The sequence below is a fragment of the Taibaiella helva genome (assembly GCF_003545695.1).
Classification (GTDB): domain Bacteria; phylum Bacteroidota; class Bacteroidia; order Chitinophagales; family Chitinophagaceae; genus Taibaiella; species Taibaiella helva.
The window spans coordinates 427,087-446,854 of the sequence record NZ_QUZZ01000003.1; the positions used below are offsets into that span (position 1 = coordinate 427,087).

Below are 19,768 nucleotides of genomic sequence, written 5' to 3' on the forward strand. Positions count from 1 at the left end.
CAGCTTATGCATGTAATTCGGTTAGTGTGCTTATTTAGCCACTTTGAGCTTCATGCCCGGCTGGATCTTTTTGGCGCCGTGCAATTGCTTGTTCATCTTTTGCAGCTCAGCAACGCTGAGGTCGTATTTCTGGGCGATCTCAAACAGGGTTTCTCCTTTGCGCACCGTATGGCTTTTGGCTTTGGCGCGTGCTTTGGATTTTACGGTCTCTTTCTTCTGACGCTCCGCCTCTTTCCTGCTCGTAACCTTTACTTCTTCTTTCGCGCGGCGGCTTGTTGCTGCCAGCGGTGCCGTGTTGCTGCGTGCAGGCACAGTAACATCGCTTTCCGTATTGCTGTTCTCATCGTAATGACCCGAAGCTTTCGGCTCAAAATCCCGGTTGGCATAAACGGTCTTGTCCATATGTGCCTTCAGTTTCTCCAGCGCGGTCATCTTACTTTCATCTTTTGACGGGACCTGGCTGCGGCGTTCTTCGGCCATGGTTTCCTCAACAGGGCGCTCGTTGGCAATGTTTACCCTGTCATTGGCTGCGCTGGCCTGTGCTTCGGCTGTGCTCGGTTCCGGATCATCGCCGATGTTCCTTTCCGGGACAGAGTCGGTCTTTTTGCCGGCAGGCACAAAACCACTGTCGTTGCTGAGTCGGGGTTTGGTCTTCGGAGCATAAGTATTTTTCCCTGGTGTGGTTCCGGCAGCATACAGTTCCGGTTTACTGTCGGCGCTGGTCTGCAGGTTAAGTACCGTACCCGCAACCGGCTCCTCTCCTTTTTCCAGGTGATTGAGCAGGCGAAGCTGCTGCAGCTGGATCCCTTCCTGCTGGGCGACCTGGATCAGGCTTTCTCCGTCTTCAACGGAATGGGTCGGGTTCTGGCCGGTTTTGGCTTTGCGTTCAAGGTAGATGAACATATCGGCCTCGAGCGGCGCATCGGGCAGGTCGTTCAGCTCGAGCAGCTTGGCATAGCGTATCTTGTTCTTGATTGCGTATTCCAGCAGCATGTCGCCTTTTTTACCATAAAAACCTTTGATGTTATTTTTAGTGGTTACCCGATAATAATCGGTTACATTACCTGAGGTCTGCTCCTGGTAGCCAGCTCTGTCTACATACAGCTCGTCGGTTTGTTCTTCGGCCGGAGCGGCATCGCCGGAGCTGTAGCCGTCATTTGACGGGATATGCTCTCCCGCCGCCATTGTTTTCCGGGGCAGGGGCATCGCCTTGGCCGAGGCCAGCAGAATGTCGCCGTCGTTAGTATGCTCCGCTGCAGCATAAGTATATTCCTGCAGCCGGAAGTCTTCTATCGTTTTGATCAGCTTTTTGGCGTATTGCGGGTTGGTTGCATAGCCGCAGCGCTTCAGCCCGTAGGCCCAGGCGGCATAGTCGGTAGGCGACAAGGCGAAAAGCGAGCTGTAGCGTTTATTGTTCTTCAGGAAATCGGAGTGATCCTTGTAGGAATGTGTAGCGGAGGCATACTTGCGGAAGCACTCATCCTTGGCGTCGTCTGTGTAGGCATAGGTTTCCCCTGCCCAGGTATTCTTGCATTTGATGCCGAAGTGGTTCCGGGCATTCTGGCAAAGCTCGCTGCTGCCTGCTGCGGTTTCAAAAATACCCTGTGCAAGGGTAATGGAAGCAGGGATGCCGGTGCGACGCTGCTCTTCCATAGCCAGCTCTTTGAACTGGGCGATATAGTCCTGCACCTGCTCGTTGTACGACTTCTGCGCAAAGCCTTTGAAGGTACAGGCGCTTAAGGTGAGTAAAAAAAAGTACTTGCGGATCATAAGATTTTTCTGTTTTGGAAAAATGGCCATGAGGCGCTTTGCTAAAGCTGGTTAAAGGCTTGGATATCGGTTATTTTTTACGGATCAGCATGAGACCGTCGCGAACCGGCATGATAACCTGCTCTACGCGATCGTCTGCTGCGATCTTTTTATTGAACTCATGAATATAGGCAGCGGTATTGCTCTGCTGATCTTTGGGCAGGATCACTTCGCCATGGAACAGTACATTGTCGGCGATCATAAAGCCGCCGCCGGGAATACGGTCGATCAGCAAGTCGAAGTAATGACCGTAATTCTTCTTGTCGGCATCGATGAACACCAGGTTGAAATCCCCTTTGATCTTCGGGATTACCGTAGCGGCTTCGCCGATATGCTGTACGATGCGGTCCTGCACGCCAGCTTCTTTCCAGTATTTGTCGCGCATCTCCTGCAGGTATGGGTCAATATCGACGGTATGCAGCTTGCCACCTGCTTTCAAACCCCTGGCCAGCGATATGGCGGAATAGCCGGTATAAGTGCCCAGCTCCAGCGCCTGGATAGGGGCGATCATCTGGCTGAGCATTTGCAGCACTACTCCCTGCAGGTGGCCCGAGATCATTTGCGCACCTTTTACGTGAGCATGTGTCTCACGGTTAAGCGAAGCCTGCACGGTATCTTCGGGTGTTGTATATTGTTCCGCGTAGAAATTGATCGGGTCGGGTGTAATGATGTGTTGCATAGCTGGGTAATTTATGGGTTATCGTTATGCAGTTGGCTTTAGGCTGGTTTCCGGGTGCGGGCAGGGAGAACGGTTTAAAAATTCGGTTTCAGCTTATTGTGGGTATAGAACTCGCCAATGTAGTTGACCACCTCGTCGGCAGTATCGTATATCTTCACCAGATCGAGATCGCCGGGGCTGATATTGCTTTCTTCTTCCAGCATCACCTTTTTCATCCAGTCGAAAAGGCCCCCCCAGTAGCTTGTACCCATGCAGACCAGCGGCGTCTGGGTAAATTTACGGGTCTGGATCAGCGTAGCTACTTCGAAGAACTCGTCCATAGTGCCCCAGCCGCCGGGCATCATCACGAAGCCCTGCGCGTATTTGGTGAACATGACCTTGCGCACAAAGAAGTAATCGAAGTTTAGGTTTTTGTCGTTGTCGATATAAGGGTTGAAATGCTGCTCGAAAGGGAGGTCGATATTCAGGCCTACGGATTTGCCGCCTGCAAGGTTGGCGCCTTTATTGGCTGCCTCCATAATGCCCGGGCCGCCGCCGCTGATGATACCGAATCCTTCCTTGGAGAGTTTCTGGGCTACTTCCACCGCCAGCTCGTAATAGTGGTGTCCGGGCTGTGTGCGGGCCGATCCGAAAATGGAAATACAAGGTCCTATTTTGGCCAGCTTCTCAAAACCTTCTACAAATTCGGCCATTATTTTAAAAAGCTGCCAGCTGGAGTGTGCCTGGGGTTCGGTCCAGTCGCGCAGTTTTATCTTCTGAAGTTGATCTTTCATTAAGCAATTTAAATACGATCTGCAATCGGCCGGCCTTTGCCAGCGCTTTCGGGATGAAGCAAAGATAAGTTTAAATTATTTACGCGCTGTAAGCAAGATGTAAAGGAGATGTTGTGCGCCGGGTCTGCCCGGTCTTGAAGAATATGCTTAATTTCGCAGCCGCATGGAATTTGAACTTATTGCCCGGGACCCTGAAACCGGGGCGCGGGCTGGTCTGCTGCATACCGACCATGGTACTATCGAAACGCCCATCTTTATGCCGGTAGGTACTGTGGGCAGCGTAAAAGCGGTAATGCAGGAGCAGCTGGTGGATACCGTAAAAGCCCAGATCATCCTGGGTAATACCTATCACCTGTATCTGCGGCCCGGAACCGATATCCTGGAGCAGGCCGGAGGCCTTCACCGTTTCAATGGCTGGGACAAGCCTATTCTTACGGATAGCGGCGGCTACCAGGTCTTTTCCCTTTCCTCCAACCGCAAGCTGAAGGAAGAAGGCGCCCTTTTTCAATCGCATATCGATGGTTCCCGGCATTTGTTCACACCCGAAAATGTAATGGATATACAGCGCAGCATCGGGGCCGATATTGTTATGGCCTTTGATGAATGCACTCCCTATCCCTGCGATTACCGCTATGCCCAGCAGTCGATGGAGCTGACCCACCGCTGGCTGGCACGCTGTATGAAACGGTTCAGCGAGACCGAACCGAAATACGGCTACAGCCAAAGCCTGTTCCCCATCGTGCAGGGCAGCACTTATAAAGATCTGAGAACGCAATCGGCCGAGTTTGCCGCCGGGATGGAGGCAGACGGCAATGCGATCGGCGGGCTATCGGTAGGCGAGCCCGAGCAGGACATGTACGAAATGTGTGCGCTGGTCTGCGACATACTGCCACGGGAAAAGCCGCGTTATCTTATGGGCGTGGGCACACCCTGGAATATACTGGAGTGTATTGGCCTCGGCGTGGATATGTTCGATTGTGTGATGCCGACGCGCAATGGCCGCAACGGGATGCTGTTTACGACAGAAGGTGTGGTCAATATCAAGAACAAGCGCTGGGCAGATGATTTTTCTCCCATCGATCCCGGACTGGAAGATGGTCCCAGCACTGTATATACAAGAGCTTACCTGCGCCACCTGTTTGCTGCCAGCGAGATACTGGGGCTGCAGCTGGCCAGCCTGCAGAACCTCTCATTTTACCTGCACCTGGTGAAGGAAGCGCGCCGGCACATTATTGCCGGCGACTTCGGCGCCTGGCGCAGGGAAATGCTGGAGATCGTGAAGAGAAGATTATAATCCCGGCGGCTGCCGGCACGAAACTGTTCCCCTTTGCTGAAGCGATACTTTAAAATACTCGACCTGTTCATCCTGAAGAAGTTCCTGTCGACCTTCTTCTTCGCCATCCTGATACTGGCGGTGATCGCCTGTGTGATCGACTATTCGCAAAAGATCGACTATTTTGTAGAAAATAAGGCGCCCACCGGGGAGGTTATTTTTTACTTCGTCAATTTCGTTCCGCACATTACGGCGCTGCTGTTCCCCTTGTTTATTTTTATCGCCACCATTTTCTTTACGTCGAAAATGGCTTATAAAACAGAGGTCATCGCTACCCTGGCCGCAGGGGTTTCTTTCCAGCGCTTCCTGCGTCCCTATGTCATCGGCAGCTTCCTGCTGGGCATCGTTTCTTTGCTGGCCAATCACTGGGTGGTGCCCGAGGCCAATAAGAACATTACCGAATTCCACATCAAATACATCTGGCCGAAAAAAGTAGCCACGGATAACAATGTGCACCTGAGGCTCAATGCGCACACTTATGTGTACATCGAAGGATACAACTTCAACGACGGCTATGGCCGCCGTCTTTCCGTTGAAACCGTGGACGGAACTGTGCTGAAGGAGAAGATTATGGCCGACCGCGCGTATTACGACAGCGCCAAAAAAGAATGGCGGCTGACCAATGTGCAGGTACGCACCAACAATGGGTTAAAGGAAACGCTTGTGGTGCAGCCCGAGCTGCGGCGCAAATTCCCCTTCTCTCCCCAGGACCTGGACGACGACGACCGCAATAAAGAAGCGCTCACCACTCCCGAGCTGATCCGCTATATCGAGCGGGAACGGCAACGCGGCCGCGAGAGCGTTAACTTTTACCTGATCGAATTACATAAGCGTACGGCCCAGCCCTTTGCCGGTTTCATCCTCACTATCATCGGCGCCTGCATCGCTTCCCGGAAAGTAAGGGGCGGTAGCGGCTTTCACCTGGCCATGGGTATTGTAATGAGTGCCTTATATATGCTGTTCATGCAGTTTTCCCAAACCTTCTCCACCAATGCAGGGCTAAATCCGCTGATCGCCATGTGGATACCCAATGTTATTTTCGGTATTGTGGCTATTTATTTATTCTCCAGGCAAATAAAATAGCCGCGCTCCGCTACTACATTACCTAAAAAGGGCTACTTTTGCTACCTCTTTTATAAAAGACTTTTTAAAGCATATGTCGCATCCAGTACAAGCTGAAAAACCCAATATCTCGAGCGCTTCCGCATTGTGGGCAACGCTGATATTTGTCGGCCTTCTTATTGCCGCTATTAACTTCGTGCAGGCCGAAAGCAAGAGCGAAGGCCATGGCGGCCATGGTGCGGCTACGGAGCAGCATGATGGCGCCGCTACGCATGGCGAAGGTCATGATGAGGCCGGCCATGAAGCACAGCAACCTGGCCACGAGGCTGGCGAGCATGCTGCACCCGCTGCTGCCGGTCATGACAGCGCTGCCGGGCAAGCTCATGAAGCGCCTGCGGAAAAGCCTGCTCACGAAGAGGCGCATCACTAATTTCATCTATCCATAATACTATGGGAAAAGAAGATGTCATTGCCATTACCGGCGCCGCCGGCTTTATTGGCAGCTGCATGGTGGCGCATCTCAACCATCTCGGCTTTGAACAGCTGGTGCTGGTAGACGATTTCTCGGACGAGAAAAAAGTATATAACCTCAAAGGCAGCAAATACCTGTATAAGGTCCATCGCGAGCAATTCTCTGAATGGCTGAAGACCCACCCGGATAAGATCGCAGTGATCTATCACCTGGGCGCCCGTACCGATACTACCGAACCTGATTATGAGGTGTTCCGCAGCCTTAACCTGGAGTATTCCAAAAGCGTATGGGAGTATTGTGTAGAGCACAATGTACCCCTGGTCTACGCCTCCTCTGCGGCGACCTACGGCAATGGTGAGCTGGGATATACAGACGATGAAACGCTGATCCCTGAGCTGAAGCCTCTCAACGCCTACGGTATTTCCAAAAACGAATTTGATATATGGGCGCTGGAACAGAAACGCCGGCCGCCTTTCTGGGCCGGTCTCAAGTTCTTCAATGTATACGGGCCAAATGAATACCATAAGGGCCGGATGGCTTCGGTGGTGTTTCATGCTTACCAGCAGATCAAGGAAAGAGGCTATATCCGCCTGTTCCGATCTCATAACCCGCAATACAAGGACGGAGAGCAGCTGCGCGATTTCATTTATGTGAAAGACCTGCTGTCGGTGATGAGCTGGCTGATGGAGCAACATCCTGCCAGTGGTATCTATAACCTGGGTACTGGTAAGGCGCGTACCTTTAATGACCTGGCACATACCCTCTTCTCGGTATTGAATATCCCCGGCAAGATCGAATACATCGACACGCCCGAAGATATACGGGCCAACTACCAGTATTATACCGAAGCGGATATGAGCAAGCTGAGGGCGGCGGGTTACGACAAACCCTTCTTTACACTGGAGCAGGGCATCAGCGATTACCTCGTCCGTTATCTCGAACAAGCCCGCTATTTCTGATCTGTTGCATTGAATTACATATAAGCAACTATAAAAACAAAGCATGCGACGGAGCTATCCTTACCGGAAGGCTCCATCGCTGTTTTATGGAAATTTGATCCAGCTGCTTCTGTAAGATAAAATAACTATCTTATGGAAAGCGAAAACATTCTCAGGGCCGACTATCTCGACCTGATCTTTGCACACCGCAATAAACAGTATGGCGGCTATGAGCTGCGCAAGCATTACAACAGCCGTGCGTTGAAGGCGCTCCTTCTTACCTGTGCATTGCTGCTGCTGGGCATCGGTATCCCGGCGCTGCTGGGGAATACCAAACCCTTGCCCGCAGCTGCGTCCACGGTAGTACGCGAGGTGGAGATCCACAGCATCGATATGCCGGAGCCGCCCGAAGCGCCGAAGCCACCGGAACACAAAGCTGCCGACGCGCCATCGGTAGCGAATACCATACGGAATACAGAACCGGAGATCGTACCCACTAATGATGTGAAGCCCGATCTCAAGCCGCCAACACGCGACGAGCTGATCGACGCGGTTTCGGGGCCGGTGAGCAACCCCGGTAATGGCGGTGATCACCCTGCGACCACTGCGGATAAGCCGGAAGGGCCCGCCGGCAGCGGCGACCGGACGGGATCGGTAACCGGCAGCGGACCGGGCAAGGAGCAGCCACACGATTTCGTAGAGGAGATGCCGGAGTTTCCCGGTGGCAGGAAAGCGCTGATGGCCTATCTGAAACAGAACCTCTCTTACCCGGTGGCCGCGCGCAGCGATGGCATCGAAGGAAAAGTCATCATCCGCTTTGTGGTAGATGTTGACGGGAATATAGAAAGTGCAACGGTGCTCAGGGGTATTGGCGGCGGCTGCGATAAGGAAGCCTTACGCGTGGTCAATGCTATGCCGCGCTGGAAGCCCGGCCGGCAAGGCGGTCATCCGGTAAAGGTGTATTTCATGTTGCCCGTCTCTTTCGCCCTGAACTAAAAAGAGAAAGGATATCTCCGGTATTTGCAGGAGATATCCTTTCTCTATGAATTATAAGCGGCGGCAGTTCGCTAGTTGATGCGTACCCATATGGCGCCGGAGGCAATGGGGCCGTTCAGCTGGAAAATATTCAGACCCGGTTGTATGCTGATCACGCCATCGGGTGTGCTGGAGCTGCTGTTGTAAATGCTGGCTTTGGCGCCCACCGGCGGGTTGCTGAAAAACAGGGTTACCGTAGCATCATCCTGGATGGCGTATTGTAATACGCCGGCCCGGGTACCGCCCGCAGCGATATTGCTGAAAGTCACCATGTCGATAGGAGAAGTAAAACTGATGTTCGTCAGGGTTGACGCCGTGTTGTTCTCAACCCAAAGGTCGCATGCAGAATTCTGAGCTGCAGCTTTGAAGCCGCTAAAGGAAACCAGGGCCAGGAGGAGGAGAGACAGGAAGGTGGCTTTGCGCATTTTGTTTGGTTTTAGTTTGGTTTTAAATAAAGTATTGCTGTGAAGATATCCCATTTGCGTAAAGCCGGGATCAGTGACATCCTGCTCTTTTTCGGAACACAAAAAGTAAAGAACTGTTTATTTTTTATAGTCAGTTATTTGCAAGGGCGAATAATAATTACCTGCAAAAATTAATGGCATTTACCGGAAAGAGCTATAGCGTTTAACCTGTAACGCTTATGCTGTTTGTACTTTGGTCTGTTGCCCTGGTGCGCCTTCATACTTGACAAAGAACGCGATCCATATCGAACGGGAAAGCCGCATGAGGATGGGTTGTATCAATATCGTCACGGCAATATTGATGCCCAGCCACCAGAAGATGCGGTTGTCATGCAGAGAGATACCTACTGTGGCGATCCAGATCAGGAAGGAAACAATGCTGAAGAGCAGGGACAGGCCATAGCTCACGTAGCCGGTGCCATAATAGAAGCCGATCTCAACTTCGGTGGCTTGCCCGCATACAGGGCATTTTTCCGGCATTTCGGTGATCTTGCTCAGGCGGTAGGGATTGGCGCTGGTAAACAGGTGGCCTTTGCGGCAGCGCGGACATTTGTTGCCCAGCACGCTGAGCAGGAGCCCGGGCTTGCGGGCGGGAGCGGGAGTATTCATACAGAGGATGCTTTAGGCAGGGATGCCGCCAGCGATTTGCGGAAGGCTTCCGGCGTGATCCCTGTTTGCTTTTTAAAGAATTTGGTAAAGTAAGAGTTGTCGGCGAAGTGAAGCTGCCAGGCGATCTCGTTGATGTGCAGCGAGGCGTTGACCAGGAGACGTTTGGCCTCCAGCAATATCCTGTCGCGGATCACTTCGCCCGCCGGTTTCCCCAGGAGCTCATTACACAGGCCATTGAGGTAATTGGGCGTGATGTACAGCAGCGCAGCGTAATCCTTGGGCAGATGCAAACGGGTATAGTGCTGCTCGACCAGCTTGCGGAATTGCCTTAAGGTCATATCGCTGCCCGATCCCGCAGGGTTTGTGGCTGCAGGGCTGTTCCGTGCCGTGAGGATGAACAGTTCCATCAGCAGGAGCTGCAGCCGGTCGGTCTGCCACCGGTCTGTGGTCTTTCGCTCCTGCAGCATTTCTTTCATCAATTGTATTGCCCTCCTGCAGGCCTCTGTACCCAGCTGTATCACTGACTGGGCTGCAATGCCCTCAAGAAAAGAAAAACGTTCCAGTAGGGAAGCTTGCTCCTGTTGCAACGGGAAAAAGGCCTCTGAGAAATTGATCACATAGCCGTCGATATCGTCGCGGAACTGCCAGCTGTGTACCTGGCCGGGAATCATGAAATAGAGTTGTCCCTTATTTACTTCAAACTGTTCGAAGTCGATGGTATGGGCGCCGCTGCCGGCAGTAAAAAGTACCAGGTGGTAGAAGCTGTGCCGGTGCGGGATGAACAGGTTGGGGTGCCGCCTGAGATAGGCTGCAAAAGGCTCGATCAGGAAGTCGTCCTGCCGCTGCTGCTCCTGTAGCGAGCAGAGATCGTAGACCGGTATCCTGTTGTCCTTTTTCATGAAGCAAAGATACGATGCGTCCCGGTGATGCAGTGGTAGCGAATCTGCGTTTTGTGGTACTTTTTACAGGTGGTAGTATAGCTGGTTTCTCTTCAAATGTGTGTCTTGCCATAAATAATACACCCCAAAAGTTTTTTGTCTAACTTTTGGGGTGCACTACAAACAGGAGACAGCCTCTTTTTATGTTCGCAGATGTTTTCAGCACTTAGTGCATACCGCCCGGAGGGGGCATCATGGGGACGCCCGGGGGCGGTCCGTCCATCATGCCGGGGCCTGGCCCCTGGAAGTCGCCGCGGCGGCCACGATTGCTGTTCTCTACGTCCTTCATAGAGGCGCCGCCTTTAAAGAAACGCAGGTTGTAGGTGAAGGTCAGCATGAAATACTGGCGCAGCACATTGGTCTGGGTATATTGTGTATAGGTTTCCGTTACGGTGGGTACAATGCTGTTATTCTGCTTCAGCAGATCATATACCGACAGCTTGATCTCGCCCTGCTGTTTCCTGAACAGCTTTTTGGCCAGGCTCATGTTCCACAGCAGGAAGTTCTGGTTGAAGCCCTGTGACAGCCCGGTATAGTACTGGTGGTTCAGCTCGGTGTTGAACACGATCCCTTTCCAGAAGATATAGTTGATGGAGAGCCGGCTGGCCTGGTTGAAGAAGCGGTTGTTCGAAGCGGTAAGCAGGGTATTGTTGACGATATTGTAATTGCTGTTGCTCGACAGGGTAAAGTCTATTTTCTCGCTGATGTTGCTGCTGATCACCAGTCCCAGTCCCAGGCCGGTATTGTTGGCGTAGTTCTTTTGCTCATTCACGAGGCCGGGCGTACGGGTGTAGGTGGCGCTGGCATTCACGTTCAGGTTGGATTTCAGCGCGGTTACGGGCAAGCCATAGGTAACGAAGCTGCGCAGGTTATAATAGCCGCTCATGTTAACCGGGCGGGTAAACTGATCGCCTACACGTAGTACTACCCCGTTGTCCAGCTGCATGGGAGTGCTGGCGATGGTAGTGCTGTTGGCGATATAATTTTGTGTGGCCGTACCGGCAAGCATAGCAAAGAACGTGCTGCCGGCTTTGGTGTTGGTCGCGCTGTAGCGCGCCATTAGCGTATGCTGGTAGCTCTGCACCAGGTCGGGATTACCGGAAGATTGCTGCAGCGGATTGCTGTTGTTGATTACATCCTGCAGCTGGTCGACGGAGGGAGCTGTGGTCGAGGTGCGGTAAAACAGGCGCAAGTTCTTTTTCTTGTCGAAATTGTATTGAAACCGGGCCGAAGGCATGATGGTATTGAAGCTGCGCTGTAAATTGTTACTGTAGGGCAATATCCGTTCGTTGTCCAGGTTGGCATTCTGGAAATCGACACCAACATTGAAATTAAACGAGGAGTCGGAGTAGCGATAGGTGAGGCCGCCCCTGTGGGTCAGGTAATCGGTATTGAAGGTATTGCTCAGCAGGGTATCCGGATCAGTATAGGCCTGGGTAATATCGGAGAAATTATAGGTGCGTTTATCCGATTTGCTTTGCTGATAATTTAAACCATACTGTACTTGCAGGAAGCTCTTGCGGGACAGGGGTTCGGTATAGTTTACGTTGGAGTTGATGTTCCAGCCGTTTTTCAGGAAGTTCGCGTTTTGATTGAGCACATAGCTGGAATCGCTGCTGGTCACGGGTGCATATAAAGAACTGTTGCCGTCGCTGCGGTTGTATCCTCCGTTGGCAAAGAGCGAGAGGGTCCGTCCTCTCTTTTTGAATTTATGCCGGTACAGGAACAAGCCATTCATGTTATAGCCGGAAAGATCGCTGTTATAAGTATTGTTGGATGAATTGAGCACATCGGAGTTGCTGTTGAGTGTCCTGATGTCCTGGAACGAATTGCTGTTGTTGCTCTGGAAGGATAAAGACGGAACAAAGAGTATGGAGTTGGAAGAATCTATTGTATAGTTGAACCGCATATTGAAGCGGTGGTTGTTGTTTATCGTATTCGAGGTGTTGTTCTCATGATAGGTGAGGCCCTGCATTTCGGGCAGCACATAATTGCTGCGTTCAATGTCTTGGGTGGTAGTGTTGTTGCTGTTGTTGAAGAAATAGCTGGCGGTCACATCGATCTTCTTGCCCCATTTGTCGGAATAGTTGAGACCGATAGCATTGGTTTTGGAAATGCCGTTCTGGGTGCCTACGCTGAAAGCGTTGTTGCCGCCGCCCATCATGCCGCCACCGCCGCTGCCACCGCGGCCCATACCACCGCCGCCGCCGAAGCCACGTCCGCCGCTGCCTCCTGAAATGCCCAGCAGGTCCTGGGAGGAGAAGTTCTGGATGTTGACATTATTGGTCTGCCCGATCAGGCTGATCCTGCGGTTACCTTCGAAGAAGTTGATGTTACCGCCCGCGTTATACTTGAAGTCCCGGCTGGCATCGTTATCGGTCACGCCATCGCTGCCGCCACCGGCATATACCTTGCCAAAAACGCCCTGGCGGCGGTTGGATTTGGTAATGATATTGATCGTTTTGGAGGTATTGCCATCGTCGAAGCCGGTAAACTGCGACTGGTCGCTTTTTTCGTCGTACACCTGTATTTTATCGATCACCTCGGCCGGCAGGTTCTTGAGCGAAGAGGTGGGGTCGTCGCCGAAGAAAGGCTTGCCATCGACCAGCACTTTGGCTACCTGTTCGCCTTGAGCCTGTGGTTTACCGCTGCTCAGGTCCATACCCGGCATTTTACGGACCAGGTCTTCTGCCGTGGCATCGGGATTGACTTTATAAGAGCCGGCATTGAACTGCGTCGTGTCTTCCTTTTGCTGCACCGGCGGTACCCGCTCTACAATCTTGACCTCGTTGAGCTTTGTCGATTGGGATACCGACATTTTAATAATGCCGAGATTCACTTCAGCATCCAGCACATTTACTTCTTTATTATAATCCTCGTAACCCAGGTAGGAGACCGTCAGCCGGTAAGGACCTGCAGGAATATCGCTGATAGCAAAATGCCCGTCGAGGTCTACCGAGGTCCCGGCTACCGTAGAATCTTTACTGTTTTTAAGCGATACAGAAGCGCCGATGAGCGTCTCGTTTACATTGTCCTTGACGATCCCGGAGATCGTGTGTCCGTTCTGTGCCTGTGCGGGTGCGGCAAAAAGCGCCAGAAGGAGAATAAGCAGTAAGGGGCGGCAATGCATGAGTTGTGTTTTGAAGGCTTTTTGACTTGGCAAATATCAGTTAGTTTAAGCTTTACGAAGAGATAATTGCGGCGAATTTTCGTTATTCGTATGTAAACAGCTACTTAATTTTCCTTTTCACGACAAATAGGAATAAACTATTGATAAATAAAACAAAAAGTAAGCCGCCTTTGATCGCAATAGAAGGTAGTGCCGCCACGCTTTACTATATTTGCAGCCCTTTTTTCAAAAGGTAACCGACCGGCAGCTTTGCCGCGGTTTGGCTTTCCTCCCCCGCATTATTTGGCCCTTAATTATAGCAATAGGTTATGTTACGCGAAGAAGCAGGTAAAACGATCAGACTGGCGCTGCCCATCATATTCGGTGAGCTGGCGCAAATGGCGCTCCACATTATCGACAGTGCTATGGTGGGCCGTGTCGGCTATAAAGAGCTGGCCGCAGCTGCCCTGGTGATGAGCGTGCTCAATATTCCTTTCGTGATCGGTATCGGTATTACGATAGCCGTATCGCAGATGGTGTCTATGGCCCATGGGCGTCGGGATAGTCAGCAGGTTTCCCATTACCTGTACAACGGCTTCTGGCTGTGCGCGGCGTCTGCGCTGCTCATTTCCCTGGGGCTGGAGCTGGGTAAAAATGTGCTTTTTCACCTGGGACAGGACGAGGAGGTAGCCCGGCTGGCTGTGCCTTTCCTGCAGCTGATGGGCTGGTCGGTAATTCCCATGATCCTTTTCATGGCCCTGAAACAATTTACCGACGGCCTGGAATTTACCCGCACGGCGATGCTGCTCTCCGTACTGGCGCTGCCGGTCAATGTATTTATCAACTGGCTGCTCATCTTCGGCAACCTGGGCGCGCCCCGGCTGGAGCTGGTCGGCGCGGGCTGGGGCACGCTTATTACCCGTACGCTGATCTTCCTCGTTATGGGCGCCGTTATCCTGACGCATAAAACGTTTCGTCGCTATATCGCCGTAAGGGGCAACCAGTGGAAGCTGAAATGGAAAACCATCCGGGAGCTGCTGCATATCGGTATTCCCAGCAGCCTGCAGGTCGGTATGGAAGCCGGCGCCTTCGCGGTATCGGGCATCCTTATCGGTACCATCAGCCCGGTAGCGCAGGCTGCGCACCAGATTGCGCTGGTATGCGCTTCCTTTACCTTTATGGTATCGATGGGCCTGGCGCAGGGCGGTTCTATCCGTACCAGCAATGCCTTCGGCCGTAACAGCTGGGTACACATCAATGCCATCGGCAAGAGCACCCTTATCATGGCTTTGCTGTATGGTCTTTTCTGCGCAATCAGCTTTATTTCTTTACGGAATGTATTGCCCTTTGCCTTTAATGACGAGCAGGTAGTGGTGGAAATGGCCGCTATGCTGTTGCTGTTTGCCGCCATCTTCCAGATATCCGACAGCACCCAGGCGATAGCTGCCGGCCTGCTGCGGGGCATTAAGGATGTGAAAACACCTACGATACTGATCGCTGTAGCCTATTGGGTAGTGGGTATCCCGGTCGGCTGCCTGCTGGCCTTCACTTTTAAGATGGGTGCTTCCGGCATATGGCTGGGCTTTATCACCGGTCTTACACTGTCAGCACTTTTCCTGTCGCTGCGCTTTTTGCGGATGACGGCGAAGAAGTCAAGTTTCTAAAAACTCGACTTCTTTTTTATAGATGTAAAAACGCCGGTTATACCGATTACTTATTGGGTAGCGGGTGACCGGTAGGCTGATGGCCAGCCTTCTCCCTAAGAGAAGTCAAGTTTTAAAACTTGACTTCCCTTACTCCCGGGTAAACAAAAAGGTCCCACCGCCCTGCTTGAGGGTCATTTCTTTCTGATCGGGTTTGAATTCCAGCACAATGCCGGCAGCGTCAAACCGGAATTGATCTGTTGCAGTAGCTTCCAGCGGGAAAGCGCTTTGCCCGGTAGCCTGCGCAACCAGGGTAGCGCCTTCTTTGCTGATCGTGATCTTGAGCGGAAGCTGCTTGCTGGAATAGGTGCCGGTATAGCGGTCCAGCTGTTCGGTGCTAACCGTTATGGTATTGAAGGCCGGAATGACGTAAGGTTTATTGTAAAGAATGCTGAGCGCGCCTATTGCAATGTCGTTGGTGCTGAAGCTACTGCTGCCATTGCCGCAATAGGCAAAAGCCAGCTTGTCTGCCGGGATATAGCCGAGCAGGGAGCTGAAGCCGTCGATACCTCCGTTGTGGCCATATGCTCTCTTATCATCGAAGGGAAAGACGAACATACCCAGGCCGTAATCATCCTGCATCGTTTTCATCAGCTCCAGGCTGGCGATGGAAATCAGCTTGCCTGCAAACAAAGCCTCGATAAACAGGCCGAGATCGCCGGGCGTGGATACGATGCCACCGGCGCCGCCCGGGATGCTCATGTCCGTTTCCGGCATCAGCTGCCAGCCATTCCTGTATTCATATGAACGGCTTTCGTCTTTAGCAGCCTCAGCCTTGCCGCCCATATAAGTGTTTTTCAGGCCGGCTTTGCTGCATACCCTCTCCTGTAACGCCTTGGCATAAGGTTTCTTCGTTACTTTTTCTACGATATAACCCAGGAGCACATAATTGGCATTGCTGTATGCTCCTTTGGTGCCAGGTTCGAAGTCGCTGCCGCCCTTGACGATGATGTCCAGCATTTCCGCTTCAGACTTTGTCTGCTGCATATAGCCCTGGTACGCTTCATCGTCGGTAAAATTGTGAATGCCGCTGTGGTGCTGCAGCATCTGGCGTATCGTGATCTTTGCAGCATTGGGTACCCGGGAGAAGTAGCGCGCGAGTGGCGCAGCAAGGTCGATTTTTTTCTCTTCGGCCAGCTGCAATACCATGGTTGCCGTAAACATTTTGGTAATGGAGCCGATGCGGTATTTGGTGCTGGCTCCGGCTTTCTTCTGCAGATCTGCGAAGCTATAGCCCATGCTGCGCCGGTAAATTTCTTTTCCGTTCTGGCGGATGCAGATGCTGCCCATAGCTTTATCCTTGCTTTCCAGCGCACTGAAAAGACTGTCCATTTTAGCCTGGTTGAAGGATTGCGCATAAGATAGGGAATGCAGCAACAGCGTGGCTGCGATGGCGATTATTGGTCTGTGGGTCTTCTTCATGCCATAAAGATAGAGAACGGCACGAAGACCCGCTGCCCTGCTGTGATGATCACCGGCATTTTTTACACCAGCTGCCGGGAATAAGGTATCAATGCTGTAAAATTCTGCTTTTGCGGCCCGTTAACATGCAGTATGAAGATAATCCGTAGCTTTGCTGCATCCGATGAAGAAGCTGATTGCCATACCGCTGCTGATCCTGTATCTCGTTGCCGTGTCCGGCGCGATGGTGCAGTTCCATTTCTGCGGACAGGAATTGGCTTCGTTCTCGGTTAATGAAGCGAAAGAAGCTTCCTGCTGTTGTGGTCCCAAAGCATCGGCCCGGCCCGGTAAAGCTGTGGTGGCGGACGATGATGATTGCTGCAAGGACAAGACGGTTACCTTAAAGATTGCCCAGGACCAGAATACGACCCAGGGTGTCTTCCTGCAACTATCTGCTTTGCAGGTGGCTCTGCTGCCCGGATGGCCGGCGCAGGTTTTTGAAGATCGGCCGCTGGTAAGGCCTGTAATCGCCTACCGCGCCAAAGCCCCGCCCGGCCGATGGCAGGATATTCCCCTGTATAAGCTGCATTCCCGTTTCACTTATTACGGCTGAGTTGCTGTGCCTGTCCTGAGACAAGGCATTCCCCTTCTTTTTTACAGCAACTATTATTCAACCCGTAATTTCAAAAAAAATGAAACGTATCCTCGGCATTTTTGCCCTTCTTATCGCCTCCTTCAGCTTTGCTGCTGCCCAGGAGAAAAAAGATATAACCACCGAAAAGATCAAAGTAAGCGGCACCTGCGGCCAATGCAAAAAGCGCATTGAAAACGCAGCCTATATTCCCGGCGTTAAGCGCGCCGAATGGGATAAAAATACCAAAGAGCTTACCATCACTTACCGCGCTTCCAAAACCTCTCTGCACCAGATCGAGGAGAGCATCGCCAAGGCCGGCCATGATGCCGGGGAAGTGAAAGCCTCCGAAAAGGATTACAACAATCTTCCTGAATGCTGCGCCTATAAAGAAGAAACTGCTGCCGATCATTAATGAAGGCAGGTATAACGATAAGGGCCTGGCACAGGACTTTGCGCCAGGCATTATGCAGCGTTCTTTCCGGACTATGGCTTATGCCTTCGGATGCATCGGCGCAGGATGCTTCCTTCAGGCAATTGTCCGGAACAGTATACGACGAACAGGGTAAGGAAGCCTTACCCGGCGCGGCGATCCGTGCTTTATATACTACTCATGCTACCGTATCTGATGCAGGAGGGCATTTCGAGCTGGAGCTGCCCGATACTGTAAGCCGGATCGTGGTCAGCTATGTCGGTTTTGAAAATGATACCTTACCTGCTGCCGGGCTGGCTGCGGGAGGCGCTTTGCGGCTGGTGCCGGCAAAAACCCTGGGCGAAGTGAAGATCGAAAGCCGGAAAAAAAGTACGGAGATCAGCCTGCTGAGCACGGCGAAAGTGGAGAAGATCGGCTCGCGCGAGCTGATGAAAGCGGCCTGCTGTAACCTGAGCGAAAGCTTTGAGACAACGCCTTCGGTCGATGTCGGTTTTACCGATGCAGTGAGCGGCTATAAGCAGATCCAGATGCTGGGCCTGGCGGGCAGCTACACTTCCTTTACCCGTGAGAATATACCGGATATCCGGGGATTGGCGGCAATCACCGGCCTTACCTTTACTCCCGGCGCCTGGGTGGAAAGCATGCAGCTGAGCAAAGGCGCCGGCAGCGTCGTGAATGGTTACGAGGGAACCACGGGACAGATCAACGTGGAGTGGCGCAAGCCTTTTGCCGATAAAGAGCCGACTTTATACCTGAATGGTTACCAGAACTCTCAGGGCCGCACCGAAGGTAACCTGGTGCTGAGCAAGCGCCTGGGCGAAAGTCTGAGCACCAACCTGCTGCTGCATGGCCGCAGCGACTGGGCCAAGGTAGATCAGAACGGCGACGGTTTTCTGGATCAGCCCCTGGGCCAGACCTTCGTGGGCTCCAACCGCTGGTTCTTCTTCGATAAATCGGGCTTCGAGATCCAGGGCGGCGTCAAAGGCGTCTACCTCGATAACACCGGAGGGCAGGAGCGCTATGAAAAAGGGATGGAACAGGTAGAAGGTAATCCCTGGGGCTACCGGCAAAAGATCCAACGGGTCGAAGGCTGGGCGAAGATCGGGAAGGTATTTTCCGAAAAAGTATGGAAAAGTATGGGGCTGCAGCTGTCCGGTGTCTACCACGATCAGCAGAGCACCTATGGCGGCAGGAGCTATAAGGGCCGCCAGGAGAGCTTTTATGCCAACTACATCTACCAGACGATCATTAGCAATACGAACCATATTATCAAAGGCGGCGCCAGCTTTGTGGCCGACAACTATAAAGAAAACTTTGCCGGAACGCCCTACAGCCGCCGGGAATATGTGCCGGGCGCTTTTGTGGAATACAGCTACAGCTACCTCACCCGGTTCAACCTGGTGGCCGGGCTGCGCGCCGATTATCACAATCTTTTCGGCGCTTTCGTGACACCCCGGCTGCATGTGCGCTATGCACCGGCCGACAATAGCGTGTTCCGTGCATCGGTAGGCCGCGCGCAGCGTACAGCCAATATCTTTGCCGAGAACCTGGGCTATATGGCCAGCAGCAGAAACTATGTTCTATCGGGCAATGCTACGGACAAGCCTTATGGACTGAACCCTGAAGTCGCCTGGAACATGGGCGTCAACTTTACGCAGAAGTTCATGCTCAACTACCGCGACGGCTCTTTCAGCACGGACTATTACTACACCGACTTTACCAACCAGGTTGTGGTGGATATTGAAAAGCCGGGTGAGGTGCGCTTCTACAACCTGGACGGGCGCTCTTTTGCCCACAGCTTTCAGGCGCAGCTCGATTACGAACCGCTCCGTAAGCTGGATGTACGGTTGGCCTACCGCTATTACAATGTACGCAGCACATACAGCGGCGAACAGAAGCTGAAGCCCCTGGTTGCCGCGCACAGGGCTTTTCTCAACCTGGGCTATGAAACGAAGAACAGCTGGAAGTTTGACTACACGATACAGTGGATCGGTCCGAAACGCCTGCCACAGCGGTATAGCGACGATCATGGCGTAGTGGCCGGCGGCGATTCTCCTTCCTTTGTGCAAATGAATGCGCAGGTCAGCAAAAGCTGGAAGGAGGGAAATATAGAAGTGTACCTGGGCGGGGAGAACCTGACCGGTTACATGCAGCACGACCTGATCACCGGTGCTGATAATCCTTTCGGGCATAACTTCGACGGCTCCGTTATCTGGGGGCCGGGCATGGGCCGGAGCATCTATGCGGGATTACGCTACAAGCTTTAGGCCAGCGATAGTATGATGCTCATCAATAAAGAAGAGCCGGGCAACGCCTGGCTCTTTCCTGTTTAACTAAATGAAGCGATCGTTCCGGTTGTCTTCATGCTAATGGATGCTG

17 protein-coding genes are annotated in these 19,768 nt (G+C 52.5%); 9 read left to right on the top strand and 8 right to left on the bottom strand.

Translation table 11 applies throughout. The features are described from left to right. Positions 1-30: 30 nt before the first annotated feature. The 3 genes from DZC79_RS07105 to DZC79_RS07115 form a co-directional block, all read right to left on the bottom strand. The gene (locus DZC79_RS07105; RefSeq protein ID WP_198666810.1) at positions 31-1,770 is read right to left on the bottom strand and encodes a glucosaminidase domain-containing protein; all 1,740 of its coding nucleotides are present in this window, start codon (positions 1,768-1,770) and stop codon (positions 31-33) included. Positions 1,771-1,840: 70 nt separating this feature from the next. Next, entirely contained in the window at positions 1,841-2,488 is a 648-nt protein-coding gene (locus tag DZC79_RS07110) for an O-methyltransferase (RefSeq protein ID WP_118950856.1), read from the bottom strand. Positions 2,489-2,562: 74 nt separating this feature from the next. Further along, on the bottom strand, positions 2,563-3,261 hold the full coding sequence (locus DZC79_RS07115) for an LOG family protein (RefSeq protein WP_118950857.1): 699 nt from the start codon (positions 3,259-3,261) through the stop codon (positions 2,563-2,565). Between the two features lie 163 nt (positions 3,262-3,424). On the opposite strand from DZC79_RS07115, the gene tgt reads away from it, so the two are divergent. The 5 genes from tgt to DZC79_RS07140 all read left to right on the top strand — a co-directional run bounded on the left by tgt (position 3,425) and on the right by DZC79_RS07140 (position 8,062). Continuing rightward, complete coding sequence (tgt, locus tag DZC79_RS07120) at positions 3,425-4,555, top strand: tRNA guanosine(34) transglycosylase Tgt (RefSeq protein WP_118950858.1); 1,131 nt, start codon at positions 3,425-3,427, stop codon at positions 4,553-4,555. 33 nt (positions 4,556-4,588) lie between these two features. Next, positions 4,589-5,677: an LptF/LptG family permease gene (locus DZC79_RS07125; RefSeq protein ID WP_157976988.1), complete on the top strand. Its 1,089-nt coding sequence runs from the start codon at positions 4,589-4,591 to the stop codon at positions 5,675-5,677. Positions 5,678-5,750: 73 nt separating this feature from the next. Beyond that, positions 5,751-6,086, top strand: a complete 336-nt coding sequence (locus DZC79_RS07130; protein ID WP_118950860.1) for a hypothetical protein — start codon at positions 5,751-5,753, stop codon at positions 6,084-6,086. A gap of 20 nt (positions 6,087-6,106) precedes the next feature. Next, positions 6,107-7,087 (top strand): ADP-glyceromanno-heptose 6-epimerase, encoded by a 981-nt coding sequence (rfaD, locus tag DZC79_RS07135; protein WP_118950861.1) that lies wholly within the window; start codon positions 6,107-6,109, stop codon positions 7,085-7,087. 132 nt (positions 7,088-7,219) lie between these two features. Beyond that, the gene (locus DZC79_RS07140; RefSeq protein WP_118950862.1) at positions 7,220-8,062 is read left to right on the top strand and encodes an energy transducer TonB; all 843 of its coding nucleotides are present in this window, start codon (positions 7,220-7,222) and stop codon (positions 8,060-8,062) included. A 71-nt stretch (positions 8,063-8,133) separates the two neighbouring features. Here DZC79_RS07140 and DZC79_RS07145 read toward each other — a convergent pair whose 3' ends face one another. The 4 genes from DZC79_RS07145 to DZC79_RS07160 all read right to left on the bottom strand — a co-directional run bounded on the left by DZC79_RS07145 (position 8,134) and on the right by DZC79_RS07160 (position 13,242). Continuing rightward, complete coding sequence (locus DZC79_RS07145; protein WP_157976989.1) at positions 8,134-8,526, bottom strand: hypothetical protein; 393 nt, start codon at positions 8,524-8,526, stop codon at positions 8,134-8,136. Positions 8,527-8,742: 216 nt separating this feature from the next. Beyond that, complete coding sequence (locus DZC79_RS07150; protein ID WP_118950864.1) at positions 8,743-9,174, bottom strand: DUF983 domain-containing protein; 432 nt, start codon at positions 9,172-9,174, stop codon at positions 8,743-8,745. Further along, entirely contained in the window at positions 9,171-10,073 is a 903-nt protein-coding gene (locus tag DZC79_RS07155; protein ID WP_118950865.1) for a helix-turn-helix domain-containing protein, read from the bottom strand. The genes DZC79_RS07150 and DZC79_RS07155 overlap by 4 nt, the downstream gene beginning before the upstream one ends. A gap of 205 nt (positions 10,074-10,278) precedes the next feature. Then, positions 10,279-13,242, bottom strand: a complete 2,964-nt coding sequence (locus tag DZC79_RS07160; RefSeq protein ID WP_118950866.1) for a TonB-dependent receptor — start codon at positions 13,240-13,242, stop codon at positions 10,279-10,281. A gap of 308 nt (positions 13,243-13,550) precedes the next feature. Between DZC79_RS07160 and DZC79_RS07165 the strand changes: the two genes are divergently transcribed. Next, positions 13,551-14,885 (top strand): MATE family efflux transporter, encoded by a 1,335-nt coding sequence (locus DZC79_RS07165; RefSeq protein ID WP_118950867.1) that lies wholly within the window; start codon positions 13,551-13,553, stop codon positions 14,883-14,885. 129 nt (positions 14,886-15,014) lie between these two features. Here DZC79_RS07165 and DZC79_RS07170 read toward each other — a convergent pair whose 3' ends face one another. Then, the gene (locus DZC79_RS07170) at positions 15,015-16,346 is read right to left on the bottom strand and encodes a serine hydrolase domain-containing protein (protein WP_118950868.1); all 1,332 of its coding nucleotides are present in this window, start codon (positions 16,344-16,346) and stop codon (positions 15,015-15,017) included. Positions 16,347-16,509: 163 nt separating this feature from the next. On the opposite strand from DZC79_RS07170, the gene DZC79_RS07175 reads away from it, so the two are divergent. The 3 genes from DZC79_RS07175 to DZC79_RS07185 all read left to right on the top strand — a co-directional run bounded on the left by DZC79_RS07175 (position 16,510) and on the right by DZC79_RS07185 (position 19,656). Beyond that, positions 16,510-16,938, top strand: a complete 429-nt coding sequence (locus tag DZC79_RS07175) for an HYC_CC_PP family protein (RefSeq protein ID WP_118950869.1) — start codon at positions 16,510-16,512, stop codon at positions 16,936-16,938. A 79-nt stretch (positions 16,939-17,017) separates the two neighbouring features. Next, a complete protein-coding gene (locus DZC79_RS07180; protein WP_118950870.1) occupies positions 17,018-17,371 on the top strand; it encodes a heavy-metal-associated domain-containing protein in 354 nt (117 codons plus the stop codon). Then, positions 17,371-19,656, top strand: coding sequence for a TonB-dependent receptor (locus tag DZC79_RS07185; RefSeq protein ID WP_118950871.1), 2,286 nt, complete (start codon positions 17,371-17,373; stop codon positions 19,654-19,656). The genes DZC79_RS07180 and DZC79_RS07185 overlap by 1 nt, the downstream gene beginning before the upstream one ends. Positions 19,657-19,768 lie beyond the last annotated feature (112 nt).

Bases quoted from the DNA above. Each gene is read 5' to 3' on its own strand.
- DZC79_RS07105 (WP_198666810.1), bottom strand. From the start codon at position 1,770: ATGATCCGCAAGTACTTTTTTTTACTCACCTTAAGCGCCTGTACCTTC.
- DZC79_RS07110 (WP_118950856.1), bottom strand. From the start codon at position 2,488: ATGCAACACATCATTACACCCGACCCGATCAATTTCTACGCGGAACAA.
- DZC79_RS07115 (WP_118950857.1), bottom strand. From the start codon at position 3,261: ATGAAAGATCAACTTCAGAAGATAAAACTGCGCGACTGGACCGAACCC.
- tgt (WP_118950858.1), top strand. From the start codon at position 3,425: ATGGAATTTGAACTTATTGCCCGGGACCCTGAAACCGGGGCGCGGGCT.
- DZC79_RS07130 (WP_118950860.1), top strand. From the start codon at position 5,751: ATGTCGCATCCAGTACAAGCTGAAAAACCCAATATCTCGAGCGCTTCC.
- rfaD (WP_118950861.1), top strand. From the start codon at position 6,107: ATGGGAAAAGAAGATGTCATTGCCATTACCGGCGCCGCCGGCTTTATT.
- DZC79_RS07140 (WP_118950862.1), top strand. From the start codon at position 7,220: ATGGAAAGCGAAAACATTCTCAGGGCCGACTATCTCGACCTGATCTTT.
- DZC79_RS07145 (WP_157976989.1), bottom strand. From the start codon at position 8,526: ATGCGCAAAGCCACCTTCCTGTCTCTCCTCCTCCTGGCCCTGGTTTCC.
- DZC79_RS07150 (WP_118950864.1), bottom strand. From the start codon at position 9,174: ATGAATACTCCCGCTCCCGCCCGCAAGCCCGGGCTCCTGCTCAGCGTG.
- DZC79_RS07155 (WP_118950865.1), bottom strand. From the start codon at position 10,073: ATGAAAAAGGACAACAGGATACCGGTCTACGATCTCTGCTCGCTACAG.
- DZC79_RS07160 (WP_118950866.1), bottom strand. From the start codon at position 13,242: ATGCATTGCCGCCCCTTACTGCTTATTCTCCTTCTGGCGCTTTTTGCC.
- DZC79_RS07165 (WP_118950867.1), top strand. From the start codon at position 13,551: ATGTTACGCGAAGAAGCAGGTAAAACGATCAGACTGGCGCTGCCCATC.
- DZC79_RS07170 (WP_118950868.1), bottom strand. From the start codon at position 16,346: ATGAAGAAGACCCACAGACCAATAATCGCCATCGCAGCCACGCTGTTG.
- DZC79_RS07175 (WP_118950869.1), top strand. From the start codon at position 16,510: ATGAAGAAGCTGATTGCCATACCGCTGCTGATCCTGTATCTCGTTGCC.
- DZC79_RS07180 (WP_118950870.1), top strand. From the start codon at position 17,018: ATGAAACGTATCCTCGGCATTTTTGCCCTTCTTATCGCCTCCTTCAGC.
- DZC79_RS07185 (WP_118950871.1), top strand. From the start codon at position 17,371: ATGAAGGCAGGTATAACGATAAGGGCCTGGCACAGGACTTTGCGCCAG.